Here is a 1,384-nt window from a genome sequence, read left to right as displayed (position 1 = left end):
GGCTCGCCCTTTCTCTACATGTCGGGCCCCCGGCCTGCCGTCTCGCGCCACCCGCGGCGCGCGCCGCGCGGGGCGGTGAAGGCGCCGGGCTGGGTGTTCAGGAGCCGCAGCAGCTCGGCTTCGTCGAACTGGTCGCGCAGCTTCTTCGGCAGTTCCCCGAGGATCTGCCGGGCGACCTGCTCGGGCGAGCGCAGGGTGAGGACGCCGGGGCCGGTGAAGAGCCCGCTCGGCGGGGTCCCCACGCTGCCGTCGGCCGTCGGGCCCCCGGGAACCGGGGCGTTCGGGTCGCCGTCCGGGTTGATGAGCACGGAGGGCAGCCGGCTGCCGTCCTGGAAGGTGACGGTGCGCGGGGCCGGGCCCGGGGGTGCGGCGTCGGCGCCGGTCAGCAGGCGGGGCGGACGGTACCGGTCGAGCTGGGTCTCCAGCGGTACCGCGTCGCCCTTGTCGGGGGCCTCGGTCTCGGGGCCGTAGACGTCTGTGATCCCGCCCATGCCGCGCAGCCACTCCCCGAAGGGGTCGGAGCCGTCCTGGTCCGGGGTGTCAGGGGCGGGGGTGTCCTGGGCAGCGGAGTCCCGACGGGGCCGGCTCTCGACGGACGGGTCGAGGGACGGGGAGTCGAGGGACGGGGTCTCGGCGGAGGGCTCCGGCTGCGGCCGGGCATGCGGTGCCGTGCCGGTCTCCGCGGACGGCGGAGCCGGATCCGGTACGGCGGTGATCGGAGCCGACGCGGGGACCAAGGCGTCGAAGTGGTCCCGGCCGTTGTAGGCCAGGTGCACAGTGCCGCCCTGGCCGCCCTGGCCACCTGGATGGAGAGGGACGACGAAGGTGCTCCCCTCCGCCTGCGAGTCGGGCTGGACGAGGCGCAGGTCGAGATCGAGGGTGTGCGCCAGCGCCTGCGGGAGCAGGTCGCCGAAGGGGGACGCCCACAGGCCGGGCTGCTCGGCCGCCGCCGTGACGAGGCCTCCGGTGCCGAGCCGCCGGGCGTCGGCCGGGGTGGGCGCCACGCGGCCGAGGTGCGGGTAGGCGCTGTCCCGGAGAATCTGCTGCCACCGGCCGGCGTCCCCGCCGATGACGACCGCCTCGGCGATCCGGTTCCAGTGCTCGGTGACCGACTGCTGCAGCTCCGGGTCGCTCTCCGCGGCGAGGGCACGCATCCGCAGGTCGTCCACCACGGCGAGCACCGGGTCCGGGGTCGCCTCGGCCGCCGCGGTGAGCAGTTCCGACCCGGCGAGCCGGTCACGCAGCAGGGTGCGCAGCCCGGCGACGTTGCGCGCGGCCCACGCCGGCGGTACGTCCAGGCCCCGCGACCGTCCGGTGGTGGAGAAGTGGCGGGAAGCGGCCCGTCGCCGCGGCGGTGCCGGCACGTGCACCGCTCCGCCTGCCG

The 1,384-nt window shown here is 76.4% G+C and carries 1 pseudogene; it reads right to left on the bottom strand.

Annotation, left to right across the window (positions count from 1 at the left end):
- Positions 1–14 precede the first annotated feature (14 nt).
- Positions 15–1,384 (bottom strand): annotated as a pseudogene (locus ABZ281_RS49395) (hypothetical protein); the annotation flags it as partial.

Source organism: Streptomyces sp. NPDC006265 (genome assembly GCF_040613555.1).
Taxonomy (GTDB): Bacteria; Actinomycetota; Actinomycetes; order Streptomycetales; family Streptomycetaceae; genus Streptomyces.
The sequence above is the reverse complement of the archived record's forward strand: the minus strand, read 5'-3'. Positions and strand labels throughout refer to the sequence as shown.